The sequence below is a fragment of the Acidovorax sp. NCPPB 3576 genome (assembly GCF_028473605.1).
In the GTDB taxonomy this organism is placed as follows: Bacteria; Pseudomonadota; Gammaproteobacteria; order Burkholderiales; family Burkholderiaceae_C; genus Paracidovorax.
On sequence record NZ_CP097267.1, the window covers coordinates 2992284 to 3014479 of the forward strand.

Here is a 22196-nt window from a genome sequence, read left to right on the forward strand (position 1 = left end):
AAAAGGATTGGGGCCAAGGGCGCATCAAGCCGCCGCCCGGGCGATGCGCCCCTGCCGCACGATGGTGTGCGCCGGCTTGTGGCCGAACCAATAGGCCAGCTCCGCCGCCTCTTTGAAGGGCCACAGCACGAAGTTCGCCGGCCGCCCCGCGGCGATGAGCCCGTGCGAATCCTGCAGCCCCAGCGCGCGCGCGGCGTGGGTGGTGATGCCGGCCAGCGCCTCGGGCACGGTCAGGCGAAACAGCGTGCACGCCATGTTGGCCATGAGCAGCAGGCTCAGGGCCGGCGAGGTGCCGGGGTTGTGGTCGGTGGAGACGGCCATGGGCACGCCGGCCTCGCGCAGTTGCGCGATGGGCGGCAGGTGGGTGTCGCGCAGCGTGTAGTAGGCGCCGGGCAGCAGCACGGCCACGGTGCCCGCCGATTTCATGGCGGCGATGCCCTCGGCGGACAGGTGCTCGATGTGGTCGCACGACAGCGCTTTGTATCGCGCGGCGAGCGCCGCGCCGCCCATGTCCGACAGTTGTTCGGCATGCAGCTTGACGGGCAGGCCCAGCCGCTGCGCCGCCTGGAAGACCTGCTCGGTCTCGGCCAGCGTGAAGGCGATGCGCTCGCAGAACACGTCCACCGCATCGACCAGCCCTTCCGCCGCCAGCGCCGGCAGCATCTCCTGGCACACGTGGTCGATGTAGTCCTGGCTGCGGCCGGCGTATTCGGGCGGCAGCGCGTGCGCGCCCAGGAACGTGGTGCGCACCGTGGTGCCCGTGGCCTCGCCCAGGCGCCGCGCCGCGCGCAGCTGCTTGCGCTCGTGCACGGTCGCCAGGCCGTAGCCGGACTTGATCTCGATGGCGCACACGCCTTCGTCGAGCAGGGCCGACAGGCGCGGCAGGGCGAGGTCGAACAATGCGTCTTCGCTGGCCTCGCGCGTGGCCCGCACCGAGGCGACGATGCCGCCGCCGGCCCGGGCCACCTCTTCGTACGTGGCGCCGGCCAGCCGCATGGCGAACTCGTTGGCACGCTGCCCGCCATAGACCAGGTGGGTATGGCAGTCCACCAGCCCGGGCGTGGCCAGGGCGCCGCGCGCTGCGTGGCGCGGCAAGGCGGAGTCAATGGCGGGCAAGGCCGCTTCGGGGCCCACCCAGCGGATGACGCCCTGCTCCACCACCAGCGCGGCTGGCGCGCCCTCGGCCACAGGCACGTCGGCCACCGCCAGGCCCGGCGCCAGATGCAAACCTTGCCAGACGCCGTCAGCGCTGGGGGCTTTGGAAAAATCGTCGTGCGGCACCGTCATGTCATTCCCTTTTTTGCTATGAAAGGCATAGCTGCATGCCCTAGTGATTATTGCGCTGGAGGCATTTTTGACTCAAAACCAGACACAGACCGTCCCCCGGACCGACGCCACCACAGCACCAATACGCCCCATCCATTTGCTATTATTTTTATAGCGACATCCCCTAGTATTTATTGCGCCAGAGGCCGATTGGACTGAAACCCTGGCACCAGCGCCACCCAGGCGACGGCCGGCATTTCGGCGCCGCCGGCCAGTGGCTGAAGGGTCGCATGGGCGCCTGCCGGCGCGGCGGTGCTCCACCACAGCCCCTCCCCGGCCTCCATCACCTCGCTGCCCCACTGCCACCGGCCCGACAGCACCATGCACAGGCCCGCGGGCGTGGTGCCCGGCACGCACGCGTTCTGCAGCACCTGCACCGCGCCCTGCCAGCGCCCGTGCCGCAGCATGAGGTTGAAGTCGGTCGAGGCGCCGCCCAGCGGAATGCAGTCGATGGCCTGGTCGCCCGCGAACGCCACGGGCTGCCAGCGCTCGTCCAGCGCGTGGTCGATGCCTTCGTCCTCGGCGCGCAGGCGCACGCCGGCCCCGTCCAGCAGCATGATCTGGCGCTGCACGCCCTGGAAGGCCGAGAACGGCCCGGGCGCGGCGATGGTGGCCACGCTCACGCGCCACTCGAAGGCGTCCATGCCGGCGCCCGGCGGCCAGCAGGCCAGCTCGCGCGTGTCGCCGCCGCCGTTCTTCCACGGCGTGGGCGCGATGGCCGACAGGTCGAACCGCTGCAGCGCCGCCGTCATCCCGCCTCCCCCACCAGCAGCGGAAAGAGCGGGTGCGCCATGGGTGCGCCGGCCGGCAGCGTGTCGGCCAGGCCCGGGAAATCGGGCGAGGTCTTCCAGGCGCGCGGCGCATGGCGCGTGTCGTCGCCCAGAAAGCGCACCGAGAACACGCGGCGCCGCTGCGGCCCGGGCACGCCGCCCGAGGCATGCAGGGCCAGCATGTGAAAGCACACCACGTCGCCGGGCGCGATGTCCCAGCCCAGGATGGGAAACGCCGCGCGGTCGGCCTCGATGTCGGGCAGCTCGGCCAGGGAGCCTTCGGGAAACCACCGCGCCTGCTGGTCCATGAAGGTGCGCGGCATGCGCCACGGCCCCCGGTGCGATCCGGCCACGAACTCCAGCGTGGCCTCGCGCGCCACCGGGTCCACGGGAATCCACAGGCTCACGTTCTGGGTGCCGTCGATGTTGTAGTAGGGCTGGTCCTGGTGCCAGGGCGTGCGCTGGCGCGTGCCCGGCTCCTTGACCAGCACATGGTCGTGGTACAGCCGCACGCCGGCCGACTGCATGAGCCGCTGCGCGGCCCAGGCCACGGGCGTTTCGGCGATGAAGCGGCCGAAGGCGGGAATGTCCTGCCAGTTGCAGAAGTCCTCGAAGAACCGGCCCGGATCGTCCGGGCGGCTCGCCACCTTGGCGCGCGGGCTGGGCGCGGCCAGGTTGGCGTCGATGCCGCTGCGCAGCAGCGCCACCTCGGCCGGTGTGAGCAACTGGCGGATGCACACTGCGCCGTCGCGCGCGAAATCGGCCACGAGGGCGTCGGTCACGCGCTCGCGCAGCCGTTGCTGCAGGTCGGGCGGTGGCACCAGGGGGGTGGAAAGCGTCATGGCGAAGGCCTCACTCTCGGCGGCTCGGTGGTGGGGGCGCTCAACCGCGCGACAGCACGGCCTGCAGGAACGCGCGGGTGCGCTCCTGCGTGGGCTCGGTGAAGATCGTGGCGGGCGGGCCCGATTCGATGATGCCGCCGCCGTCCATCACCACCACGGTGTCGCCGACCTCGCGCGCGAAGTCCATCTCGTGCGTGACGACCATCATGGTCATGCCCTCGCGCGCCAGCAGCTTCATGACCTGCAGCACCTCGCCCACCAGCTCCGGGTCCAGGGCCGACGTGGGTTCGTCGAACAGCATCACGCGCGGCCGCATGGCCAGGGCGCGCGCGATCGCCACGCGCTGCTTCTGCCCGCCCGACAGGCTGGCCGGCATGGCCGCGGCCTTGTGGCCCAGGCCCACCTTGTCCAGCAAGGCGCGCGCCTGGCTCTCGGCCTCGGCACGCGAGGCACCGCGCAGCTTGCGCGGGCCCAGGGTGACGTTGTCGAGCACCGACAGGTGCGGGAACAGGTTGAACGACTGGAACACCATGCCCACCTCTTCGCGCAGGGCGTTGAGCTCGCGCTCGGGCAGCATGCGGCCTTCGTCCACCAGGGTGCGCCCGCAGATGTCGATGCGCCCGCCCTGGGGCTGCTCCAGCCCGTTGCAGCAGCGCAGGAAAGTGCTCTTGCCCGAGCCGCTGGGCCCGATCACCACCACCACCTGCGACGGCTGCACGTCGAAGTCGATGCCGTTCAGCACCACGTGCTCGCCGAAGGCCTTGCGCAGGCCGCGGATGCGCACGATGGGTCCGGCTTCGGACCCGGATTTTTCAATGGGTATCTGCCGCGTCATTGCACCATCCCCCCGGCGCGCAGGCGCAGCTCGATGTGGCGCAGCACCAGCGTGGTGATGCCGGTGAGCAGGAAATACACGACCGCAATCGCCAGGTACACCTCCAGCGAGCGGTACGACACGCTGATGATCTTCTGCCCCTCGTGCATCAGGTCGTGGATGGTGAGCAGCGACACCAGCGCCGAGTTCTTGATGAGCGCGATGAACTCGTTGCCCAGCGGCGGAATCATGCGCACCACAGCCTGGGGCAGTACCACCCAGCGCATCGCCACGCCCGAGGACATGCCGATGGAGCGCGCGGCCTCCATCTGGCCCCGGTCGATGGACTGGATCGCGCCGCGCACGATCTCGGACACGTACGCGCCCGAGTAGATGCCCAGCCCGATCACGCCGCACAGGAACGCCGGCAGCAGGATGCCGAACTGCGGCAACCCGAAGAACAGGATGAACAGCTGCACCAGCAGCGGCGTGCCGCGAATGACGGCCACATAGGCGGTGCAAAGGCTGTACACGATGCGGCGGCGGGGGTCGAGGCGGCCAATGCCCACCAGCAACCCCATCACGCAGCCCAGGAGCAGCGAGGCGGCCGTGATCTCCACGGTCACCAGCGCGCCCTCCAGCAGTTGGGGCCAGCCGGCCCACACGGGGGAAAAGTCGAGTTCCATCGCTCGGTTTCAGTGCTTGTCGATTCGGTCGGCGGCAGGGTTCCGCCGGCTCACTTGGCGGCCGGCGTGGCCGCGGTGGTGGCGGCGCTGCCGCTGAACCACTTCTTCACGATGGCGGCGTAAGTGCCGTCGGCCTTGAGCTTGGCCAGCGCGGCGTTCACCGCACGGGTGAGCTCGGGCGTGTCCTTGCGCAGCGCCATGCCGTATTCCTCGGTGGTGAGCTGCTCCTCGATCACGCGCAGGCCGGGCCGGGTGCGCACGTACTGGTAGGCCGCGGGCTTGCCGGTAACGGCAGCATCGGCGCGGCCGATGTCCACCAGGTTGAACATTTCCTGGTTCTTCTCGACCTCCACGCGCTGCGCCTTGGGGTAGTTCTGCGTGAGGAAGGCGACCGACTTGGTGCCCACCTGGACCGAGATCTTCTTGCCGTCCAGGTCGGCCGGCTTGCGGATGGTGGTGTTGCCTTCCTTGACCATGGCGACCAGGCCGCCGGCGTAGTAGGGCTCGGTGAAATCGACGACCTTCTTGCGCTCGTCGGTGATGTAGATGCCCGACACGGCCATGTCGAAGCGCCGCGAGATCAGGCCGGGGATCAGGCCCTTGAAGTCGATGTCCACCCACTCGACCTGCTTGCCCATGCTCCTGGCGACGGCCTCCACCAGCTCCACGTCGAAGCCGGTGCGCTTGCCGTTCTCGACGAACTCCATCGGCGGGAAGGTGGCATCGGTGGCCACGCGCAGCACGTTGTCTTGCGCGCGGGCGGCGCCAGCGCCCAGGGCGAACACGGCGGCCAGGCTGGCCAGGAGAAGATTGCGTCGGACGTTCATGGGGAGTTTCCGGTGGGGGTGGATGGAAGGAACAGGAACTGGGGGGAAAAGAAGCAAGAAGCGACGGGGCCGGGTTCAGTGCAGAACGAGTTGGCGCGAGATGCGCGCGGCCGCCACGACCACCATGCGGATCAGCGCGGCCTCCTGGCCCTGGGCCCGCATCACCGGCGCCATCAGCGTGATGGCGCCCGCGGCCTGGCGGGACGCGCCGAACAGCGGCACGCTGCAGCCCCAGACGCCGGGGTCCACCTCGCTCTCGCTGGTGGCGAAGCCGGCCTTGCGGATCGCCTCCAGCGCCTGCTGGGCGACCTCGCGCTCGGGCGTGCCCGTGCCCCATTGGCTATCGAGCACCGCATCGCGCGCGGCGGGCGACAGATGGGCCAGCACGCACTTGGCCGAGGCGCCTGCGCGCAGCGGCACGCTGCGCCCCTTCTCGAACGAGCAGCGCAGCGAATGGTGGCTCTCCACCATGTCCAGGCAGATGGCTTGGTCGTTCACCGCGACGATCAGGCCGACGCTTTCCTGCGACTGCTGCGACAGCTCCACCATGCCGGGGCGCGCCTGGCGCACCAGGTGCGAAGCCAGGTCGAAGCCGAGGGCCAGTTGCAGGCTCAACGGGCCCGGCGCATAGCCGCCATCGCTTTCCAGCACGAAGCCCCAGCGCTTCAAGCGCGCGAGCTGGCGGTACAGCGTGCTGCGCGCCATGCCGGTGTGTTCCATGAGTTCGGTGGCCGCCATCGCCCTGCCCTGCTGGGCCAGCACGGCGAGCACTTGAAGCACTCGGTCGGACGTGGCAACGGCGCCGGGCAATGCACTTTGGGTCATGCGTTCAGTATCGAAGGAAGCGGCCCGGGATCACACGCCCCCATTCCCGGCCATTGGGAATGGGGTTCCCCTTTTTTCTCGCGGAATTGCGATATTCCGTTTTCCGGCGGCCCTGCGGATGCCTCAGCGCACCATGGGAAGATTCAAGCCTTGCCTGCGCGCGGTGGCCACGGCGATGTCGTAGCCGGCATCGGCATGCCGCATCACGCCCGAGGCCGGGTCGTTCCACAGCACCCGGCCCAGGCGCGCGGCCGCCTCTTCGGTGCCGTCGGCCACGATGACCACGCCGGCATGCTGCGAGTAGCCCATGCCCACGCCGCCGCCATGGTGCAGGCTCACCCACGTGGCGCCGCCCGCCGTGTTGAGCAGCGCGTTCAGCAGCGGCCAGTCGCTCACCGCGTCGGTGCCGTCCTTCATGGCCTCGGTCTCGCGGTTGGGACTGGCGACCGATCCGGTGTCCAGGTGATCTCGGCCGATGACGATGGGCGCCTTCAGCTCGCCGCTCCTGACCATGTCGTTGAAGGCCAGGGCCGCCTTGTGGCGCTCGCCCAGGCCCAGCCAGCAGATGCGCGCGGGCAGGCCCTGGAAGGCGATGCGCTCGCGCGCCATGTCCAGCCAGCGGTGCGTGTGGTGGTTGTCGGGGAACAGCTCCTTGATCTTGGCGTCGGTCTTGTAGATGTCCTCCGGGTCGCCCGACAGCGCCACCCAGCGGAACGGGCCCTTGCCCTCGCAGAACAGCGGGCGGATGTAGGCGGGCACGAAGCCGGGGAAGTCGAAGGCATTCTTCACGCCTTCGTCGAACGCCACCTGGCGGATGTTGTTGCCGTAGTCCACCGTGGGAATGCCCATGGCCTGGAAGTCCAGCATGGCCTGCACGTGCACCGCGCACGACTGGGCGGCGGCCTTCGTCAGGACGGCATGCTGTGCGGGGTCCTTCATCGCGGCCTGCCATTGCGGCACCGTCCAGCCGGCGGGCAGGTAGCCGTGGATCAGGTCGTGGGCGGAGGTCTGGTCGGTCACCAGGTCGGGCTTCAATCCGCCCGCCTTCGCGCGGCGCACCAGTTCGGGCAGCACCTCGGCCGCGTTGCCCAGCAGTGCGATGGAGACGGCCTCCTTCGCGTCGCAGTGCTGCCGGATCAACTCCAGCGCATGGTCGATGTCGCGCGCCTGCTTGTCCACGTAGCGCGTGCGCAGGCGAAAGTCGATGCTGCTTTGCTGGCATTCGATGTTGAGCGACACCGCCCCCGCCAGCGTGGCGGCCAGGGGCTGCGCGCCGCCCATGCCCCCCAGTCCCGCCGTGAGGATCCACTTGCCGGAGAGGTCATTGCCGTAGTGCTGGCGGCCGGCCTCGACGAAGGTCTCGAACGTGCCCTGCACGATGCCCTGGCTGCCGATGTAGATCCAGCTGCCGGCCGTCATCTGGCCGTACATGAACAGGCCCTTGCGGTCCAGCTCGTTGAAGTGTTCCCAGGTGCCCCACTTGGGCACCAGGTTGGAGTTGGCCAGCAGCACGCGCGGCGCGTTCTCGTGCGTCTTGAACACGCCCACCGGCTTGCCGGACTGGATCAGCAGGGTTTCGTCGGCCTCCAGCGCCTTGAGCGACGACAGGATCTGGTCGTAGCAGGCCCAGTCGCGCGCGGCGCGGCCGATGCCGCCATAGACCACCAGATCCTGCGGGCGCTCGGCCACCTCGGCATCCAGGTTGTTCTGGATCATGCGGTAGGCGGCCTCGGCCAGCCAGTTCTTGCAGTTCAGCTGGCTGCCGCGCGGGGCGCGGATCACGCGCGTGGGGTCGTGGCGCGGGTCGGCGAGCGGGGCAGCGCCTCCCTGCGCAGTGGTCGCAGCGGAGGACTTGGAGAGGATGGCGTCGTTGGCATTCATGGCAAAGGCTCCTTCACGAAATCTGGGAAACAAAGCTGGGCAGGTGGGCGGTCACGGCGCCAGGCCAGGCGGATTCCTGGGCCCAGCCGCGCATGGCCTCGATGTCGGTGGCGAGAAAGCGGTCCTGCTCCAGGAAGGCGACGCGCGCGCGGATGGCGGCGATCTGCGCCTCGATGAGCGGCGAGCTTTTCAGCCACGGGGTGGCGGCCGCGCCCGGCGCGGGCACGCGGTCGAAATCGATGCCCTGGGTGGCGGCCATGGCCTCGATGCCGACGACCACCGCCGTGTTGCGCACCATGTCGGTCAGGCGCCGTGCGGCGTAGGTGGCCATGGACACATGGTCTTCCTGGTTGGCCGAGGTGGGCAGGCTGTCCACGCTGCCCGGGTGGGCCAGGCATTTGTTCTCGGACGCAAGCGCCGCGGCCGTGACCTGCGCGATCATGAAGCCCGAGTTCACGCCGCTGTCGCGGATGAGGAAGGCCGGCATGCCCGACAGGCCGGTGTCCAGCAGCAGTGCCAGGCGCCGCTCGGAGATGGCGCCGATCTCGGCCACCGCCAGCGCGATGATGTCGGCGGCGAAGGCCACGGGCTCGGCGTGGAAGTTGCCGCCCGAGATCACGTCGCCCGTCTCGGCGAACACCAGCGGGTTGTCCGAGGCGGCATTGGCCTCGATCTGCAGCACGCGCGCGGCATGCTGCAGGTTATCGAGGCACGCGCCCATCACCTGCGGCACGCAGCGGATCGAATACGGGTCCTGCACGCGCCCGCAGTCCGGGTGCGACGGGTCGATCTCGCTGCCCTCCAGCAGCGCGCGCACGGCGGCCGCCACGGCGATCTGCCCCGGCTGGCCGCGCGCTTCGTGGATGCGCGCATCGAACGGCTTGACCGAGCCCTTGATGGCTTCGAGCGACAGCGCGCCCGACACCAGCCCGGCCGCGAACACGCTCTCGGCACCGAACAGCCCGGCCAGCGCGAGGGCCGTGGACACCTGCGTGCCGTTCAGCAGCGCCAGCCCTTCCTTGGGGCCGAGCACGAACGGCTCGCAGCCGATGGCCGCCATGGCCTCTCGGCCCGGCACCGTGCGGCCCTGTACCTTGGCCTGGCCCTCGCCGATCAGCACGCAGGCCAGGTGGGCCAGCGGTGCCAGGTCGCCCGAGGCGCCGACCGAGCCCTTGGCCGGGATCACGGGCAGCACGTCGGCATTGGCCAGGGCCAGCAGCGAATCGACGATGGCCGGCCGCACGCCGGAGTGGCCGCGCGCCAGACTCACCGCCTTGGTGGCCAGCACCATGCGCACCACCGCATCGGGCAGCGGATCGCCCGTGCCCACGCTGTGCGACAGCACCAGGTTGCGCTGCAGCTCGGCCAGCCGGCCGTGGGCGATCTTCGTGCTGGCGAGCTTGCCGAAGCCGGTGTTGATGCCATAGACCACCTGGTCTTCTTCGACGATGCGCTGCACCGTGGCCAGCGAGGCCTGCATGCCGGCCTGCGCGGCCGGGTCCAGTGACAGGCGCACGCCGCCGGCGCTCAAGGTGCGCAGTTCGGCCAGCGTGACGCGGCCGGGGTGCAGCACCAGGGTTTCAGGGGAGGAATCGGTCATCAAGTTCATCCTGTATATACAAGTAGGTTCGAGCGAAAAAAGAGGAAAAGCGGTGGCACGCTATCCGAACACGGGATTGCCGTCGGCCCGAAAGCGGCTGCCCAGCCGGTAGCGCGAGGCGGGGTGCAGGCAGCGCACCAGGGTCACCGGCACGCCGCGGCTCCAGGTGCGGCGGGTGAGCAGCAGGCACGGCTGGGCGGGCTCCATGCCCAGCAGCTGCGCCTGCTCCAGCGTGGGCAGCACGGCATCGACCACATGCTCCACCTGGTCGAACGGCACGTTGCGCACCAGGAATTCCGAGGGCTGCAGCTGCGTGAAGTCCTGCTGCGCGAAGGTGGGCACCACGCGCGGGTTCACGTAGCGGTCTTCCAGCTGCACGGCCACGCCGTCCTCGCGGTGCACGCACACGGCATGGAACACCGACTCGCCCGTGCGCAGGTCCAGCGCCGCGGCCACCTCCATCGAGGCCGACACGCGCTCCACCGTGAGCACGTCGCAGCGGTAGTCGTGCCCGCGCTGGCGGATCTCGCTGGCCAGGTTGGCGATCTGCAGCAGGGTGGACTGCGGCTTGTCCTCCGCCACGAAGCTGCCCACGCCGGCCACGCGCACGATGCGGCCCTGCTCGGACAGCTCGCGCAGCGCGCGGTTGACGGTCATGCGCGACATGCCGAACTGCAGCACCAGTTCACTCTCGGACGGTAGCCGGTCGCCCGCGCGCCAGGAGCCGTCCTGGATCTTGCGGGCGATGAACTCCTTGACCTGCTGGTACAGCGCCAGCGCGGGCTCCACCGGCGCTGCGGCGGCAGACTCGGCTTCGGCACGGAGGGCGGCAGCGTTCATGTCGGCGGGCTTCTTCGAGCGGCTCAATGCAGGTCCGCCGCCATGGACTCGGCGCGGATCTCCTCGGTCAGCCGCGCCTTCAGGTCCATGAACTCGGGCGTGGTCTTGAGCGTGTAGTGCCGCGGGTGCGGCAGGTCCACCGCCAGCTCGGTCTTGATGCGGCCCGGGCGGGCGCTGAACACCGCCACGCGGTTGGCCATGAAGATCGCCTCGTCGATGTCGTGGGTGACGAACATCACCGTCTTGCGCTCGGCCTCCCAGATGCCCAGCAGCAACTCCTGCATGAGCACGCGGGTCTGGTTGTCGAGCGCGCCGAACGGCTCGTCCATCAGCAGGATCTTGGGGTCGTTGGCGAGGGCCCGGGCAATGGCCGTGCGCTGCTGCATGCCGCCCGACAGCTGCTTGGGGTAGTGCTGCTCGAAGCCGCGCAGGCCCACCTTGGCGATGAAGTACGCCGCCCGCTCCTTTTGCTGCGGCTCGGGCATGCCGCGCTCGCGCAGGCCGAAGCGGATGTTCTGCTCGATGGTGAGCCACGGAAACAGCGTGTAGCTCTGGAACACCATGCCGCGGTCGGCGCCGGGGCCGTCGATGCGCTGGCCGTCCAGCAGCACCTCGCCCGCGGTGGGAAAGTCCAGCCCCGCCACGATGCGCAGCAGCGTCGATTTGCCGCAGCCGGACGGTCCGAGGATGGTGACGAAGTCGTTCTCGCGCACCTCGAAATCCACCGGCAGCAGCGCCTGGGTGGCCTGGCCGCGCGCGCCGGCGAAGGTGCGCGACACGCCGCGAACGGAAAGCATCGGTGCGGTCATAGCGTGCTCCAGGCGAAGAGGCGGCGGTTGGCCGCCTTGAAGGCGAAGTCGGACACCAGCCCGATGACGCCGATCACGATGATGCCGAAGATGATCTGCCCCGTGTTCAGCAGCGCCTGGCTGTCGGTAATCATGTGGCCGATGCCCGACGACGAGCCGATCAGCTCGGCCACGATCACGTAGGTCCAGGCCCAGCCCAGCACCAGGCGCAGGGTTTCGGCAATGCCGGGTGCCGCGCCGGGAATGAGCACGCGGCGCACGATGCCCGTGTTGCCCGCGCCCAGCGTGTAGGCCGCCTCGACCAGGTCGCGGCGCGCGCCGCCCACGGTGACCGCCACCATCAGCGTGATCTGGAACACCGAGCCGATGAAGATGACAAGCAGCTTCTGCGCCTCGCCGATGCCCGCCCACAGGATGAGCAGCGGGATGAAGGCCGAGGCCGGCAGGTAGCGGCAGAACGAGACGAAGGGCTCGAAGAACGCCTCCACCGGCTTCCAGGCGCCCATGGCGATGCCCAGCGGCACCGCGACGATGGCCGCCAGCACGAAGCCGCCGAGCACGCGCCACACGGTCATGCCGATGTCCTTGTGAAAGCCGTACTCGGTGAACAGCAGGCCGCCTTCCTTGAGCATGGTGGCCGGGCTGGCCAGGAACATGGGCGACACGAATCCGCCCAGCGTGAAGAACGACCACACGGCGATGAACGCCACGAAGAACGCCAGGCCCAGCACCCAGCGGGCGCGCGGGCTGACGGGCTCGAGCGGCGCCATGGCACGGCGGCGAACGGGGGCGGTTTCGGGTGCGGTCCCCGCCCGCAGCGCGGCCGGGGCGCTGGCGGAGGGCCCTGCGGCAGGGTGGCGGGCGGCAGTCGTCGCGGGCATGGTGGCAGGCTCCCGGGCCATCACTGGATGAAGCTGGCGTCGAAGGTGGCTTCGAGTTTTTCAGGCGCCTTGCGGATCACGCCGGCCTCCAGCAGGATCGGCACCGACTCCTTCATGAACTGCATCAGTTCGCCGGCGAAGAACTTCTGGTTGGCCGCCTTGTCCTGCCAGCGCAGGTAGGCCGAGGACTTGGCGAACTGCTCGCCGCTTTGCTTGACGGCCGAGCCCATGATCTCGTTGGCCTTGGCCGGATCGGCCTTGATCATCTCCAGCGCCTCGAAATACGAGTTGGCCAGGGCCTGCGCGGCCTTGGCGTTGGCCTTGAGCCAGGTGGGGGCGCAGCCCACGGTGTCCATCACCATGGGGTAGTCGATGGTGGTGGCCAGGATCTTGCCGGCCTGCGGGTTGGCGCGCACGGTGGAGAGGTAGGGCTCATAGGTCATGGCGGCATCGTTCTGGCCGGCCACGAAGGCCTGCGCTGCGGCCTGGGGTTCGAGCGAGACGGTCTTCACGTCCTTGAGCGTCATGCCGTTCTTGTTCAGCATCCAGGCCAGGCCGAAGTACGGCGCGGTGCCCGGTGCGCTCACGCCGATGGTCTTGCCTTTGAGGTCGGCGAAGCCCTTCACGTCGTTGCGCACGGCCAGGCCGTCGGCGCCGTAGGATTTGTCCATCTGGAAGACCTGCACGATGGGCACGCCGTTGGCGTTCCAGGCCACGTGCGTTTCCACCGTGGTGGCCGCGCACTGGATCGCCTCGGAGGCCAGGGCCAGGTGGCGGTCTTTCTGCGGAATCATCTTGAGCTCGACATCCAGGCCATTCTTCTTGAAAAGGCCTGCCTTGTCGGCCAGCGTGAGCGGCGCAAAGCCCGTCCAGCCCGACATGCCCAGCGCAATCTTCACGTTCTGCGCCTGCGCCTGCAGGGACAGCCCCGCCACGCAAGCACCCGCCACCGCCAGCGACACCATTTTCAAAACCGATCGGCCCATCATCTGCTCCTCACAAGAAAAAGATCGAGTCGCGCGCCTGACAGGCACGCGCCGCATTGCTCCGACGCCCGGAATGATGGCGGTGCGACAGGCCTGTCTATACAGGGTAAGTACGCACAAGCCCTGCTTCGGGCCCGCACATTCCCACCGGGCGGGAACCCCGGAAAGCGCGCGATCGCTCGCGCCAACCCGGGTGGCCGAAGCGCTTGCAAGATCGGGGCCCGCGCGGGGCGGTTGCTTCGCATCGGGTGCGACCTGCGACGCCCCTGCCTCCGCCCTGCCCTCGCACCGCGGCATTTGCTACCATTTTTATAGCTATATGAGGCGTGGATAAAGCGGTGGCGGCCATTTCGATTCAAGCCGGTCTTGGCGCAACGCAGACCGGCGGCAGCGGCAATGACGCAGCGCACAGCGGCTTTCCGCCCCATCGCACCCGCCCATGGTGCACCGTGCCGGACTGGTGCCCCAGCCTTGTGCAGGACGATGCCAGCGACTGCGCCTCAAGTACCAGACCGGTGTCCAGCCACGCCCGCCCGTACGGATGAGCAAGCCCTCGCCATTAGAATTTGTTTTTATCTAGAAAGCGCCCCTGCCATGAAGCCGCAACACCCGGCCCTTCTTTCCCTTCTGGAAACCCACGAAGCCGCCATCCTGGAAGAGTGGCTGGCTGAGGCAGGAGTCCTGGACCCCACGCACCAACGCGCCACAGCGGCGCAGGCCCGCGAACTGCTGCAGCTGCTGCGCAGCGCACTGCAATCCGGCGGCGACGCGCAAGGCCCCAATGGCCCGGCCTGGCGGGGCCTGAACGAGGCGCTCGAAGCGCTTTCGCGGTCACGGGCATCGCGCGGACAGACGGCAGGCGACACCAGTGTGTTCGTGCAGGCCATGAAAAAGCCCCTGTTCACGCTGCTGCAGCAAATGGTGCCCACCGCCGCCGACCTGGGGCCGGCCCTGTGGTCCGCAACGTCGCTGATCGACCAACTCGCCCAGCGCACGGCCAACACGTTCCAGCAGGCACGCGAGGACATCATCCGACGCCAGCAGGAAGAGCTGCTGGAGCTGTCCACCCCCGTCGTCAAACTGTGGGACGGCGTGCTGGCCGTTCCCATGATCGGCGTGCTGGACAGCAACCGCACGCAAGTGGTCATGGAAACGCTGCTGCAGCGCATCCTGGAGACCGAGTCGGAACTCGCCATCATCGACATCACCGGCGTACCCACGGTGGACACCCTGGTCGCGCAGCATTTGCTCAAGACCGTGGCCGCGATCCGGCTCATGGGCGCGGATTGCATCATCAGCGGCATCCGCCCGCAGATCGCGCAAACCATCGTGCACCTGGGCATCGACCTGCAAGGCATCTACACCCGTGCCAACCTGGCGGACGCACTGTCGCTGGCGCTGCAAAAAACCGGCTGGCGCATCACGCGCACCGCCTGACCCGGAGCCCCACCCATGGACCGCATTCCGATTCTCCGCATGGGCGAGACCCTGCTGGTCACCATTCAGGTGGACATGCAGGACCGCACCGCCATGCAGTTGCAGGACGACCTGGCCGACCGCATCGCCAACACTGGCGCCACCGGCGTCATGATCGATATCTCGGGCCTGGAAATCGTGGACTCGTTCGTCGGCCGCATGCTGAGCAGCATCTCCGGTATCGCGCGCATTCTTTCGGCCCACACGGTGGTCGTGGGCATGCAGCCGGCGGTGGCCATCACGCTGGTGGAGCTGGGCCTGTCGCTGGAAGGCGTGCGCACCGCGCTCAACGTGGAACGCGGAATGCAGCTGCTCAGCCGCATCCGCCAGGAGCCGAGCCTTGTCCGCTGATCCTGCCGGCATGCTGCCGATCGCATCGGAGCAGCACATCGTCGCCTGCCGGCAGACGGTCCGCGTCCTGTGCACGCAGCTCAAATTCTCTCTGGTGGACCAGACGAAGCTCATCACGGCGGCCAGCGAACTGTCGCGCAACACGCTGGTGCACGGCGGTGGCGGCCGCATGCGCTGGGAAACGCTGGAGCGGCAGGGCCGCCACGGCCTGCAGCTGCATTTCGAAGACGACGGGCCGGGCATCTCCGACCTGAAGCTCGCCATGACCGACGGCTGGACATCGGGCGGCGGCATGGGCCTGGGGCTGCCGGGCAGCCGGCGCCTGGTCAATGAATTCGAAATCCACACCGCACCAGGTGAGGGCACCCGCGTGAGCATCACCAAATGGAAGTAGCCGCCCCGACGGGCAATGCCCCTCAGTTGCTGATGGGGTGGACGCACACGGCCTTTCCGATGGGCGACACCAGTTGCGTGGGCGAAGCACGGCGCTTCGCCGCGCACGCGAGTGCCGAGATGGACTGGAGCGACACCGACACCGGGCGCCTGTCCATCGTGGTGACCGAGCTGGCCACCAACCTGCATCTGCATGCCCGCAACGGGCGGTTGCTGGTCGCCGCCGTGCCGGCGCTCGGGCTGGTGGAGCTGATCGCCATCGACCACGGGCCGGGCATAGAGGACCTGCCGCGGTCCATGCGCGACGGCTACTCCACCGGCGGCACGCAGGGCACAGGGCTGGGCGCGGTCCGGCGGCTGGCGGACGACTTCGACATCCACTCCAGCGTGCCGCAGGGCACGGTGTGCGTGGCCCGCGTGCGCCGGCACAGAGAGCCGGGCGATGCACCGGCAGCCCCGCCACAGCGGCTGCGCGTGGGCGCCATCCGGCTGCCGCTGGCGGGCGAGAACGTGTGTGGCGATGCCTGGGCCGCAGCCCTGGACGGCGCGCGGGCCGCACTGTTCGTGGGCGACGGCCTGGGCCATGGCAGCGAAGCCGCCAAAGCCTCGGGCGCGGCAGCGGCCCTGTTTCTGCAAGCGCCGTTCGCCGACCTTCGCGAGCAGATCGAGGACATGCATGCCGAGCTGCAGTCCACGCGCGGCGCGGCCGTGTGCAGTCTGCGGCTGGATGCCGAGGCCGCCACCGTGCGCAGCACGGGCGTGGGCAATGTGGTGGCCCGCGTGGTCTCGGGCCTGTCGGACCGCTCCATCGTCACGCAGCACGGCACCGTGGGCATGGCCATGCGCCGTCCGCAAGAGACCACCACCGCGCTTCCTCCCTATGCCCTGCTGGTCGTGCACAGCGACGGCATCGAAACACGCTGGCACTCCGACAGCATCCAGCGCCTGCTGGGCAGCGATCCCACCCTGGTCGCGGCGGTGCTGATGCGAGACCACCATCGCTCGCGCGACGACGCGACGGTGGTGGTGGTGCAGTGCACCGAGTGACGCGAAGGACGAAAGACACATGGACCGCATTCCCCAGGCCCCTGCTCCGGCAGACCCCGTGGCCCCCCAAGAATCCATCGAAGACCTGCGCGCCGCCCTGGCCGAAAGCCAACGGCAAGTCCAGGAACTGAGCGCCGAGCTGGAAGAAACCAACCGCGGCGTGGTCGCGCTGTACTCCGACCTGGACACCCAGGCCGAGCAGCTGCAAAAAGCCACGGAGATGAAAAGCCGTTTCCTGGCCTACATGAGCCACGAGTTCCGCACACCCATCAACTCCATCCGCAGCATCGCGCGCCTGCTGGCCGACCATGTGGACGGGCCGCTCAATACCGAGCAGGCCCGCCAGGTGGGGTTCATCCAGAGCACGGCGAGCGAGTTCGCCGATATGGTGGACGACCTGCTCGATTTGGCCAAGATCGAGGCCGGCCGCGTGGAAATCTCGCCGGCATGGTTTGAAATGCTGGACCTGTTCCAGGCCCTGCGCGGCATGTTCAGGCCCGTGCTGACCAACCCGGACGTGAATCTGTTTTTCGACGAGCCCAAGGGCCTCGCGCCGCTGTACACGGATGACCGCAAGTTGTCGCAGATCCTGCGCAACTTCATCTCCAACGCGCTCAAGTTCACGCCCCGGGGCGAGGTGCGCGTGTCGGTGGAAACCGTGGACGGCGACCGGGTGCGCTTTTCGGTGGCGGACACGGGCATCGGCATCGCCCCCGAATTCCACTCCAGCGTGTTCGACGACTACACGCAGATCGGCTCTTCGCTGCAAAAGCGCCTGCGCGGCACCGGCCTGGGGCTGGCCGTGAGCCGGCAACTGGCCGAGTTGCTCGGCGGCACGGTGACGCTGGAGAGCGCGCTGGGTGCCGGGTCGGTGTTCTCGCTGACGCTGCCACTGCGCCTGCCGCGCGACGGCGCCCCGGCGGATTCCTTGCGCCCTACCCAGGATGGTCTCCGTGGCTAACGGCATGCAGGACGTCACGGCCATCCACACGACCATCGACCGTGCGGCGCACACGGTGCTGGTGGTGGACGACAACCCGGTGACACGCTATGCCACCGTGCGGGTGGTGCGCGCCGCGGGCTTTCAGACCGTGGAAGCCGACAACGGCGCCGAGGCCATCCGCCTGGCGGCCACCGACGTGTCGGCCGTGGTGCTGGACGTGCACTTGCCCGACATCGACGGCTTCGAGGTCTGCCGCGTGATCCGCCAGCAGGAAGGCACGGCCCTGCTGCCGGTCATGCACCTGTCTGCCGCCCATGTGCACAGCGAAGACCGCGTGACCGGCTTGAACGCCGGGGCGGATGCCTACCTGACCCACCCGGTGGAGCCGGCATTGCTCGTTGGCACCTTGCAGGCATTGATCCGCGCGCGCATGGCCGAGGACGGCCTGCGCCGCAGCGACCGCCGCTTTCGCGCCATCTACAGCCAGGCGCTGGCGGGCATTGGCCTCATCCAGCCCGACGGCCGGTTCACCGACGTCAATCCCGCCATGGTGCGGCTGCTGGACCGCTCGCGCGACGAGTTGCTGGGCCACCCCATCAGCGACTTCGCGCCGCCCGGATGGCTGGACTTCATCACCGAGAAAACCGTGGGGGGCGAGCGTGGCGAGCCCTGGCAGGGAGAGTTTCCGCTGCAGCGCCCGGACGGCGCCTGGGTGTACCTGGAGTGGAGCATCTCGGCCCACGTGGAACCCGGCCTGCGCATGGCGATCGCGGCCGATATTTCCGAACGCATGGAACTGGACTCCCGCCGCCAGGACGTGCTGGAGCGCGAGCAGGCGGCGCGCGCCACCGCCGAGCGGCTGAGCCGCACCAAGGACGATTTCATCGCGGTGCTGTCGCACGAATTGCGCACGCCGCTGAACGCCATTGCCGGATGGGTGCACATTCTCAAGCGCCGGGGCGGCACGCCCGAGCTGCTCAAGGGCCTGGACTCGATCCATCGCAACGTGAAGGCGCAGGCGCGCATCATCTCGGACATTCTCGATGTGTCGCGCATCAACAGCGGCAAGCTGCACCTGGAGCGGGAATGGATCGATCCCGTCGAATCGGTGCGCGCCTCCATCGATGCATTGCAGGCTTCGATCGCCGAGAAACGCCTGGACGTGGTGCTGGCCGTGCAGGATGCGAACGCCCCGGCCTGGCTGGACCCGACCCGCTTTCAGCAGATCTTCTGGAACCTGCTGACCAATGCCATCAAGTTCTCCAACGACGGCGCGCACATCGACGTGGCGCTGCGGCGCGAAAAAGGCCAGCTCACCCTGTCCGTGCGGGACTACGGGCGCGGCATCGCCAGCGAATTCATCGATCACCTTTTCGACCGTTTCACGCAGAGCGACTCGCCCGACAACCGCCGCCATGGCGGCCTGGGCCTGGGGCTGTCCATCGTCAAGCAGTTGGCCGAGCTGCACGGCGGACGCGCCACGGCCGTGAGCGCCGGGCTCGACCAGGGCACCACCATGCAGGTGATGCTGCCGGTGGACCACAAAGGGGGCGACATGGCGCGTGGCGCGCCCCTGGGCGACGATGCACCGGCCGATCCGCCGATGGCCGACCGGCCTCTGGCGGGCCTGGACATCCTCATCGTGGAAGACCACCCCGATGCGCGCGAGATGCTCACCGTGGTGCTGACCGACGGCGGCGCGCGCCTGCGTGAAGCCGGCGACTACGAAGCGGCCATGCGGGCCTTTGCCGAGCGCTGGCCGGACGTACTGGTCTGCGACATCGGACTGCCCGGCAGGGACGGCTACGAACTGGTCCGCAGCCTGCGCTCGCTGCCCCTGCCCAGCGGCAAGACCCAGCCGATCGCCGTCGCATTGACCGCATTCGCCCGCGCGCAGGATGCGCAGCGCGCCCTGGAGGCCGGATTCGATGCCCACCTGGGCAAGCCTTTGCAGCCCCACGCCCTGATGGCCACCATCAACCGACTGGTCGATTCACGCTGAGTTCCTGCATGAACCCTTTTCCTGCCCCTGCCATCGCAGCCCAGAGCGACCGCTTCGCCCACATCTTTGTCGGGGACAGCGAAATGGCACAGCTGATGCGATCCCACGACTGGGAGGCCACGCCGCTCGGATCTCCCGAGTTCTGGCCGGACACGCTGAAGGTGGCGCTGCGCATCCTGCTCACGTCGCGCTTCGAGATGTGGCTGGGCTGGGGGCCGGACATCGCCTTCTTCTACAACGATGCCTACCGCCCCACGCTGGGGGCCAAGCATCCGCAAGCGCTCGGGCGCCCGACCGCCCTGGTGTGGGCCGAAATCTGGGACCAGGTGAAGGGCCGCATGCACGCCGTGTACGAGCGGGCCGAGTCCACCTGGGACAACTCGCTGATGCTGCTGCTGGACCGCGCAGGCTACCTGGAGGAGACCTACCACACGTTCTCGTACAGCCCGCTGCACGGCGACAACGGGCAGGTCGGCGGCCTGTTCTGCGCGGTGTCGGAGGACACCGGCCGTGTGCTCAACGAGCGGCGCCTGCGCCTGCTGCGCGAATTGGGTGCGGCGCTGTCGGCGGTAAACAGCCGCCAGGCCGTGCTCGACACCGCTTGCGAGCGGATGGGCCATGCGCAGCGCGACTTGCCTTTCTCGCTGGTGTACCTCTACGAGCCATCGGGCGTGGCCCGGCTCCGTTGCAATGCCGGCATCGGCACCGGCCATCGGCTGGCGCCCCACGTGCTGGCCCCCCAATCGCGGGAACCCTGGCAGGCCCATCGCCTGCAGGCCGGCGACACAGCGTTCGCCGTGCCGCTGGATGCAGCAGACGATGTGCCCACGGGCGACTGGGACACGCCTGCGCGCGCAGCCTTCGTCGTAGCACTGCCGCCCCAGGGCGGCGCTCGGTCGGCCGGTTTCATGGTCTGCGGAGCGAACCCCCATCGGCCCATGCACGACGGGGAAGCCATGGCGTTCGTGCAATTGCTGGCAGGGCAGATCGCATCGCGCCTGGCCAGTGCCGAGGTGCTGGAAGAAAGCACGGCCGAGCGCGACCGCCTGCGCAGCCTGTTCCAGAAAGCGCCTGGTTTCATGTGCGTGCTGCGCGGCCCGCAGCATGTGTTCGAGTTCGTCAACGATTCGTACGTGCAGTTGATCGGCCACCGCAGCGTGGAAGGCAAGCCAGTGCGCGAAGCCCTGCCGGAACTCGAAGGCCAGGGCCTGTACGAGCGGCTGGATCAGGTCTATCGCACCGGGCAGCCCTACATCGCCCACGGCCTCAAGGTGCTGTTGCAGCAAAGGCCCGGCATGCCGCTGGCCGAGCGCTACCTGGACTTCATCTACCAACCCACCACCGACACGCAGGGCGAGATCAACGGCGTGTTCGCCGAGGGCTACGACGTCACCGAAAAGGTGGTGGCCGAACAAGAACTGCGCGCCTTGAACAGCCACCTCGAAGCGCGGGTGACTGAACGCACCCACGAGGTCGAGAACGCGCTGGAGCGGCTGACCAACGAATCGCGCGAGCGCGAAGTCGCGCAGGAGGCCCTGCGCCAGTCGCAAAAGATGGAGGCCGTGGGGCAGCTCACAGGAGGGCTCGCGCACGACTTCAACAACCTGCTGGCCACGATCACGGGCAGCCTGGAGCTGCTGCATCGCCGCGTGGGCCAGGGCCGGTACGACGACCTGGAGCGCTATGTGAGCGTGGGCCAGGGCGCCGCCAAGCGGGCGGCATCGCTCACCCACCGCATGCTGGCCTTTTCGCGCAGGCAGACGCTGGACCCCAAGCCCACGGACGTGAACCGGCTCGTGAAGGGCATGGAAGAGCTGATCCGGCGCACCATCGGGCCGGAAAACGAACTCGAGGTGGTCGGCGCCGTCGGCCTGTGGACCACCCATGTGGACCCCCACCAGCTGGAGAGCGCCCTGCTCAACCTGTGCATCAACTCCCGCGACGCCATGCCGGGCGGGGGCAGGCTCACCATCGAGACGGCCAACAAATGGATGGACGAGCGCGCCTCGCTGGACCGCGACTTGCCTGCGGGCCAGTACGTGTCGCTGTGCGTGACCGACACCGGCACCGGCATGTCGCCCGAGATCATCCACCGCGTGTTCGAGCCCTTCTTCACCACCAAGCCGATCGGCATGGGCACGGGGCTGGGGCTGTCGATGGTCTATGGATTCGCGCGGCAGTCCGGCGGCCAGGTGCGCGCCTATTCCGAACCCGGCATGGGCACGACCATGTGCATCTACCTGCCACGGCACGAGGCGCCGGCGCAGGACACCGAACACCCATCCGCGCCGTCGATCTCGATCGGCCAGGGGTCGGGCACCGTGCTGGTGGTGGACGACGAGCCCAGCGTGCGCTCGCTGGTGGTGGAGGTGCTGCAGGAGATGGGCTACGACACCATCGAGGCGCAAGACGGGGCGTCGGGGCTGCTGGTTCTGCAGTCCAGCACCCACCTTGACCTGCTGATCACCGATGTGGGACTGCCCGGCGGAATGAACGGACGGCAGATGGCCGACAGCGGCCGCGTCTACCGGCCGGACCTGAAGATCCTGTTCATCACCGGCTATGCCGAGAACGCGGCCGTGGGCAACGGCCACCTGGAGCGGGGCATGCAGGTGCTTACCAAGCCCTTCACGCTGGACGCGCTCGCGCGCCGGGTGCAAGGTCTGATCGCTCCGCCCTGAGGCACCTGCCCTTGAGCCACAGCATCGCGGCCCGCGACTGCCGGTTTCGCCGCCATCGCTGCCGCCGGAGCCCGGACCTCCCGGGTGGCCGGCACGGCCGTGTGCGGGCGCTGCCATCGCGGTCGCCAAACCGGTGGTTAACCGCCTTGGCGCCATGGGCAGGCCGACCCCCTAAAATCTTCCAGCGGTTTTGGCCGCCCACCCCGATCCCCTGCC

The 22196-nt window shown here is 68.8% G+C and carries 20 protein-coding genes; 7 read left to right on the forward strand and 13 right to left on the reverse strand.

What is annotated here, in order from left to right; genetic code table 11:
• Nucleotides 1–24: 24 nt before the first annotated feature.
• The 13 genes from hutI to M5C98_RS13810 form a co-directional block, all read right to left on the reverse strand.
• A complete protein-coding gene (gene hutI, locus M5C98_RS13750; protein ID WP_272547995.1) occupies nucleotides 25–1287 on the reverse strand; it encodes an imidazolonepropionase in 1263 nt (420 codons plus the stop codon).
• Between the two features lie 170 nt (nucleotides 1288–1457).
• On the reverse strand, nucleotides 1458–2078 hold the full coding sequence (locus tag M5C98_RS13755; RefSeq protein WP_272547996.1) for a HutD/Ves family protein: 621 nt from the start codon (nucleotides 2076–2078) through the stop codon (nucleotides 1458–1460).
• The gene (locus M5C98_RS13760; RefSeq protein WP_272547997.1) at nucleotides 2075–2938 is read right to left on the reverse strand and encodes a phytanoyl-CoA dioxygenase family protein; all 864 of its coding nucleotides are present in this window, start codon (nucleotides 2936–2938) and stop codon (nucleotides 2075–2077) included. The genes M5C98_RS13755 and M5C98_RS13760 overlap by 4 nt, the downstream gene beginning before the upstream one ends.
• Before the next feature lie 40 nt (nucleotides 2939–2978).
• The gene (locus M5C98_RS13765; RefSeq protein WP_272547998.1) at nucleotides 2979–3773 is read right to left on the reverse strand and encodes an amino acid ABC transporter ATP-binding protein; all 795 of its coding nucleotides are present in this window, start codon (nucleotides 3771–3773) and stop codon (nucleotides 2979–2981) included.
• Complete coding sequence (locus M5C98_RS13770; RefSeq protein ID WP_272547999.1) at nucleotides 3770–4438, reverse strand: amino acid ABC transporter permease; 669 nt, start codon at nucleotides 4436–4438, stop codon at nucleotides 3770–3772. The genes M5C98_RS13765 and M5C98_RS13770 overlap by 4 nt, the downstream gene beginning before the upstream one ends.
• A gap of 50 nt (nucleotides 4439–4488) precedes the next feature.
• Nucleotides 4489–5265 (reverse strand): glutamine ABC transporter substrate-binding protein, encoded by a 777-nt coding sequence (locus tag M5C98_RS13775; protein WP_272548000.1) that lies wholly within the window; start codon nucleotides 5263–5265, stop codon nucleotides 4489–4491.
• Nucleotides 5266–5340: 75 nt separating this feature from the next.
• A complete protein-coding gene (locus M5C98_RS13780) occupies nucleotides 5341–6090 on the reverse strand; it encodes an IclR family transcriptional regulator (protein ID WP_272548001.1) in 750 nt (249 codons plus the stop codon).
• Nucleotides 6091–6213: 123 nt separating this feature from the next.
• Nucleotides 6214–7971: a urocanate hydratase gene (gene hutU, locus M5C98_RS13785; protein WP_272548002.1), complete on the reverse strand. Its 1758-nt coding sequence runs from the start codon at nucleotides 7969–7971 to the stop codon at nucleotides 6214–6216.
• A gap of 13 nt (nucleotides 7972–7984) precedes the next feature.
• A complete protein-coding gene (gene hutH / locus M5C98_RS13790; RefSeq protein WP_272548003.1) occupies nucleotides 7985–9571 on the reverse strand; it encodes a histidine ammonia-lyase in 1587 nt (528 codons plus the stop codon).
• 60 nt (nucleotides 9572–9631) lie between these two features.
• Nucleotides 9632–10411: a histidine utilization repressor gene (gene hutC / locus M5C98_RS13795; RefSeq protein ID WP_272548004.1), complete on the reverse strand. Its 780-nt coding sequence runs from the start codon at nucleotides 10409–10411 to the stop codon at nucleotides 9632–9634.
• Nucleotides 10412–10434: 23 nt separating this feature from the next.
• Entirely contained in the window at nucleotides 10435–11220 is a 786-nt protein-coding gene (locus M5C98_RS13800; RefSeq protein WP_272548005.1) for an ABC transporter ATP-binding protein, read from the reverse strand.
• A complete protein-coding gene (locus tag M5C98_RS13805; protein ID WP_272548006.1) occupies nucleotides 11217–12101 on the reverse strand; it encodes an ABC transporter permease in 885 nt (294 codons plus the stop codon). Before M5C98_RS13805 ends, M5C98_RS13800 begins: the two co-directional genes overlap by 4 nt.
• A 20-nt stretch (nucleotides 12102–12121) precedes the next feature.
• Nucleotides 12122–13087 (reverse strand): ABC transporter substrate-binding protein, encoded by a 966-nt coding sequence (locus M5C98_RS13810; RefSeq protein ID WP_272548007.1) that lies wholly within the window; start codon nucleotides 13085–13087, stop codon nucleotides 12122–12124.
• Nucleotides 13088–13681: 594 nt separating this feature from the next.
• Between M5C98_RS13810 and M5C98_RS13815 the strand changes: the two genes are divergently transcribed.
• From M5C98_RS13815 to M5C98_RS13845, 7 genes are read left to right on the forward strand one after another with little or no spacing between them, the layout of a single operon-like run.
• On the forward strand, nucleotides 13682–14524 hold the full coding sequence (locus tag M5C98_RS13815; protein ID WP_272548008.1) for an STAS domain-containing protein: 843 nt from the start codon (nucleotides 13682–13684) through the stop codon (nucleotides 14522–14524).
• Nucleotides 14525–14539: 15 nt separating this feature from the next.
• Nucleotides 14540–14914 (forward strand): STAS domain-containing protein, encoded by a 375-nt coding sequence (locus M5C98_RS13820; protein ID WP_272548009.1) that lies wholly within the window; start codon nucleotides 14540–14542, stop codon nucleotides 14912–14914.
• A 10-nt stretch (nucleotides 14915–14924) separates the two neighbouring features.
• Entirely contained in the window at nucleotides 14925–15308 is a 384-nt protein-coding gene (locus M5C98_RS13825) for an anti-sigma regulatory factor (RefSeq protein WP_442867284.1), read from the forward strand.
• Nucleotides 15299–16354 carry an ATP-binding protein gene (locus tag M5C98_RS13830; RefSeq protein ID WP_272548011.1) on the forward strand — a complete coding sequence of 352 codons (1056 nt, stop codon included), beginning with the start codon at nucleotides 15299–15301 and terminating at the stop codon, nucleotides 16352–16354. Before M5C98_RS13825 ends, M5C98_RS13830 begins: the two co-directional genes overlap by 10 nt.
• Before the next feature lie 19 nt (nucleotides 16355–16373).
• Entirely contained in the window at nucleotides 16374–17315 is a 942-nt protein-coding gene (locus tag M5C98_RS13835; protein ID WP_272548012.1) for a sensor histidine kinase, read from the forward strand.
• 4 nt (nucleotides 17316–17319) lie between these two features.
• Nucleotides 17320–19299, forward strand: coding sequence for a hybrid sensor histidine kinase/response regulator (locus M5C98_RS13840; protein WP_272553279.1), 1980 nt, complete (start codon nucleotides 17320–17322; stop codon nucleotides 19297–19299).
• An 8-nt stretch (nucleotides 19300–19307) separates the two neighbouring features.
• The gene (locus M5C98_RS13845) at nucleotides 19308–21980 is read left to right on the forward strand and encodes an ATP-binding protein (RefSeq protein ID WP_272548013.1); all 2673 of its coding nucleotides are present in this window, start codon (nucleotides 19308–19310) and stop codon (nucleotides 21978–21980) included.
• Nucleotides 21981–22196 lie beyond the last annotated feature (216 nt).

Excerpts from the sequence above, each read along its gene's own strand:
- hutC (WP_272548004.1), bottom strand. The coding sequence starts at position 10,411 with ATGAACGCTGCCGCCCTCCGTGCCGAAGCCGAGTCTGCCGCCGCAGCG.
- hutI (WP_272547995.1), bottom strand. The coding sequence starts at position 1,287 with ATGACGGTGCCGCACGACGATTTTTCCAAAGCCCCCAGCGCTGACGGC.
- M5C98_RS13800 (WP_272548005.1), bottom strand. The coding sequence starts at position 11,220 with ATGACCGCACCGATGCTTTCCGTTCGCGGCGTGTCGCGCACCTTCGCC.
- M5C98_RS13755 (WP_272547996.1), bottom strand. The coding sequence starts at position 2,078 with ATGACGGCGGCGCTGCAGCGGTTCGACCTGTCGGCCATCGCGCCCACG.
- M5C98_RS13765 (WP_272547998.1), bottom strand. The coding sequence starts at position 3,773 with ATGACGCGGCAGATACCCATTGAAAAATCCGGGTCCGAAGCCGGACCC.
- M5C98_RS13835 (WP_272548012.1), top strand. The coding sequence starts at position 16,374 with ATGGACCGCATTCCCCAGGCCCCTGCTCCGGCAGACCCCGTGGCCCCC.
- M5C98_RS13845 (WP_272548013.1), top strand. The coding sequence starts at position 19,308 with ATGAACCCTTTTCCTGCCCCTGCCATCGCAGCCCAGAGCGACCGCTTC.
- M5C98_RS13775 (WP_272548000.1), bottom strand. The coding sequence starts at position 5,265 with ATGAACGTCCGACGCAATCTTCTCCTGGCCAGCCTGGCCGCCGTGTTC.
- M5C98_RS13820 (WP_272548009.1), top strand. The coding sequence starts at position 14,540 with ATGGACCGCATTCCGATTCTCCGCATGGGCGAGACCCTGCTGGTCACC.
- M5C98_RS13830 (WP_272548011.1), top strand. The coding sequence starts at position 15,299 with ATGGAAGTAGCCGCCCCGACGGGCAATGCCCCTCAGTTGCTGATGGGG.
- M5C98_RS13810 (WP_272548007.1), bottom strand. The coding sequence starts at position 13,087 with ATGGGCCGATCGGTTTTGAAAATGGTGTCGCTGGCGGTGGCGGGTGCT.
- M5C98_RS13780 (WP_272548001.1), bottom strand. The coding sequence starts at position 6,090 with ATGACCCAAAGTGCATTGCCCGGCGCCGTTGCCACGTCCGACCGAGTG.
- M5C98_RS13825 (WP_442867284.1), top strand. The coding sequence starts at position 14,925 with ATGCTGCCGATCGCATCGGAGCAGCACATCGTCGCCTGCCGGCAGACG.
- M5C98_RS13840 (WP_272553279.1), top strand. The coding sequence starts at position 17,320 with ATGCAGGACGTCACGGCCATCCACACGACCATCGACCGTGCGGCGCAC.
- hutH (WP_272548003.1), bottom strand. The coding sequence starts at position 9,571 with ATGACCGATTCCTCCCCTGAAACCCTGGTGCTGCACCCCGGCCGCGTC.
- M5C98_RS13770 (WP_272547999.1), bottom strand. The coding sequence starts at position 4,438 with ATGGAACTCGACTTTTCCCCCGTGTGGGCCGGCTGGCCCCAACTGCTG.
- M5C98_RS13815 (WP_272548008.1), top strand. The coding sequence starts at position 13,682 with ATGAAGCCGCAACACCCGGCCCTTCTTTCCCTTCTGGAAACCCACGAA.
- M5C98_RS13805 (WP_272548006.1), bottom strand. The coding sequence starts at position 12,101 with ATGCCCGCGACGACTGCCGCCCGCCACCCTGCCGCAGGGCCCTCCGCC.
- M5C98_RS13760 (WP_272547997.1), bottom strand. The coding sequence starts at position 2,938 with ATGACGCTTTCCACCCCCCTGGTGCCACCGCCCGACCTGCAGCAACGG.
- hutU (WP_272548002.1), bottom strand. The coding sequence starts at position 7,971 with ATGAATGCCAACGACGCCATCCTCTCCAAGTCCTCCGCTGCGACCACT.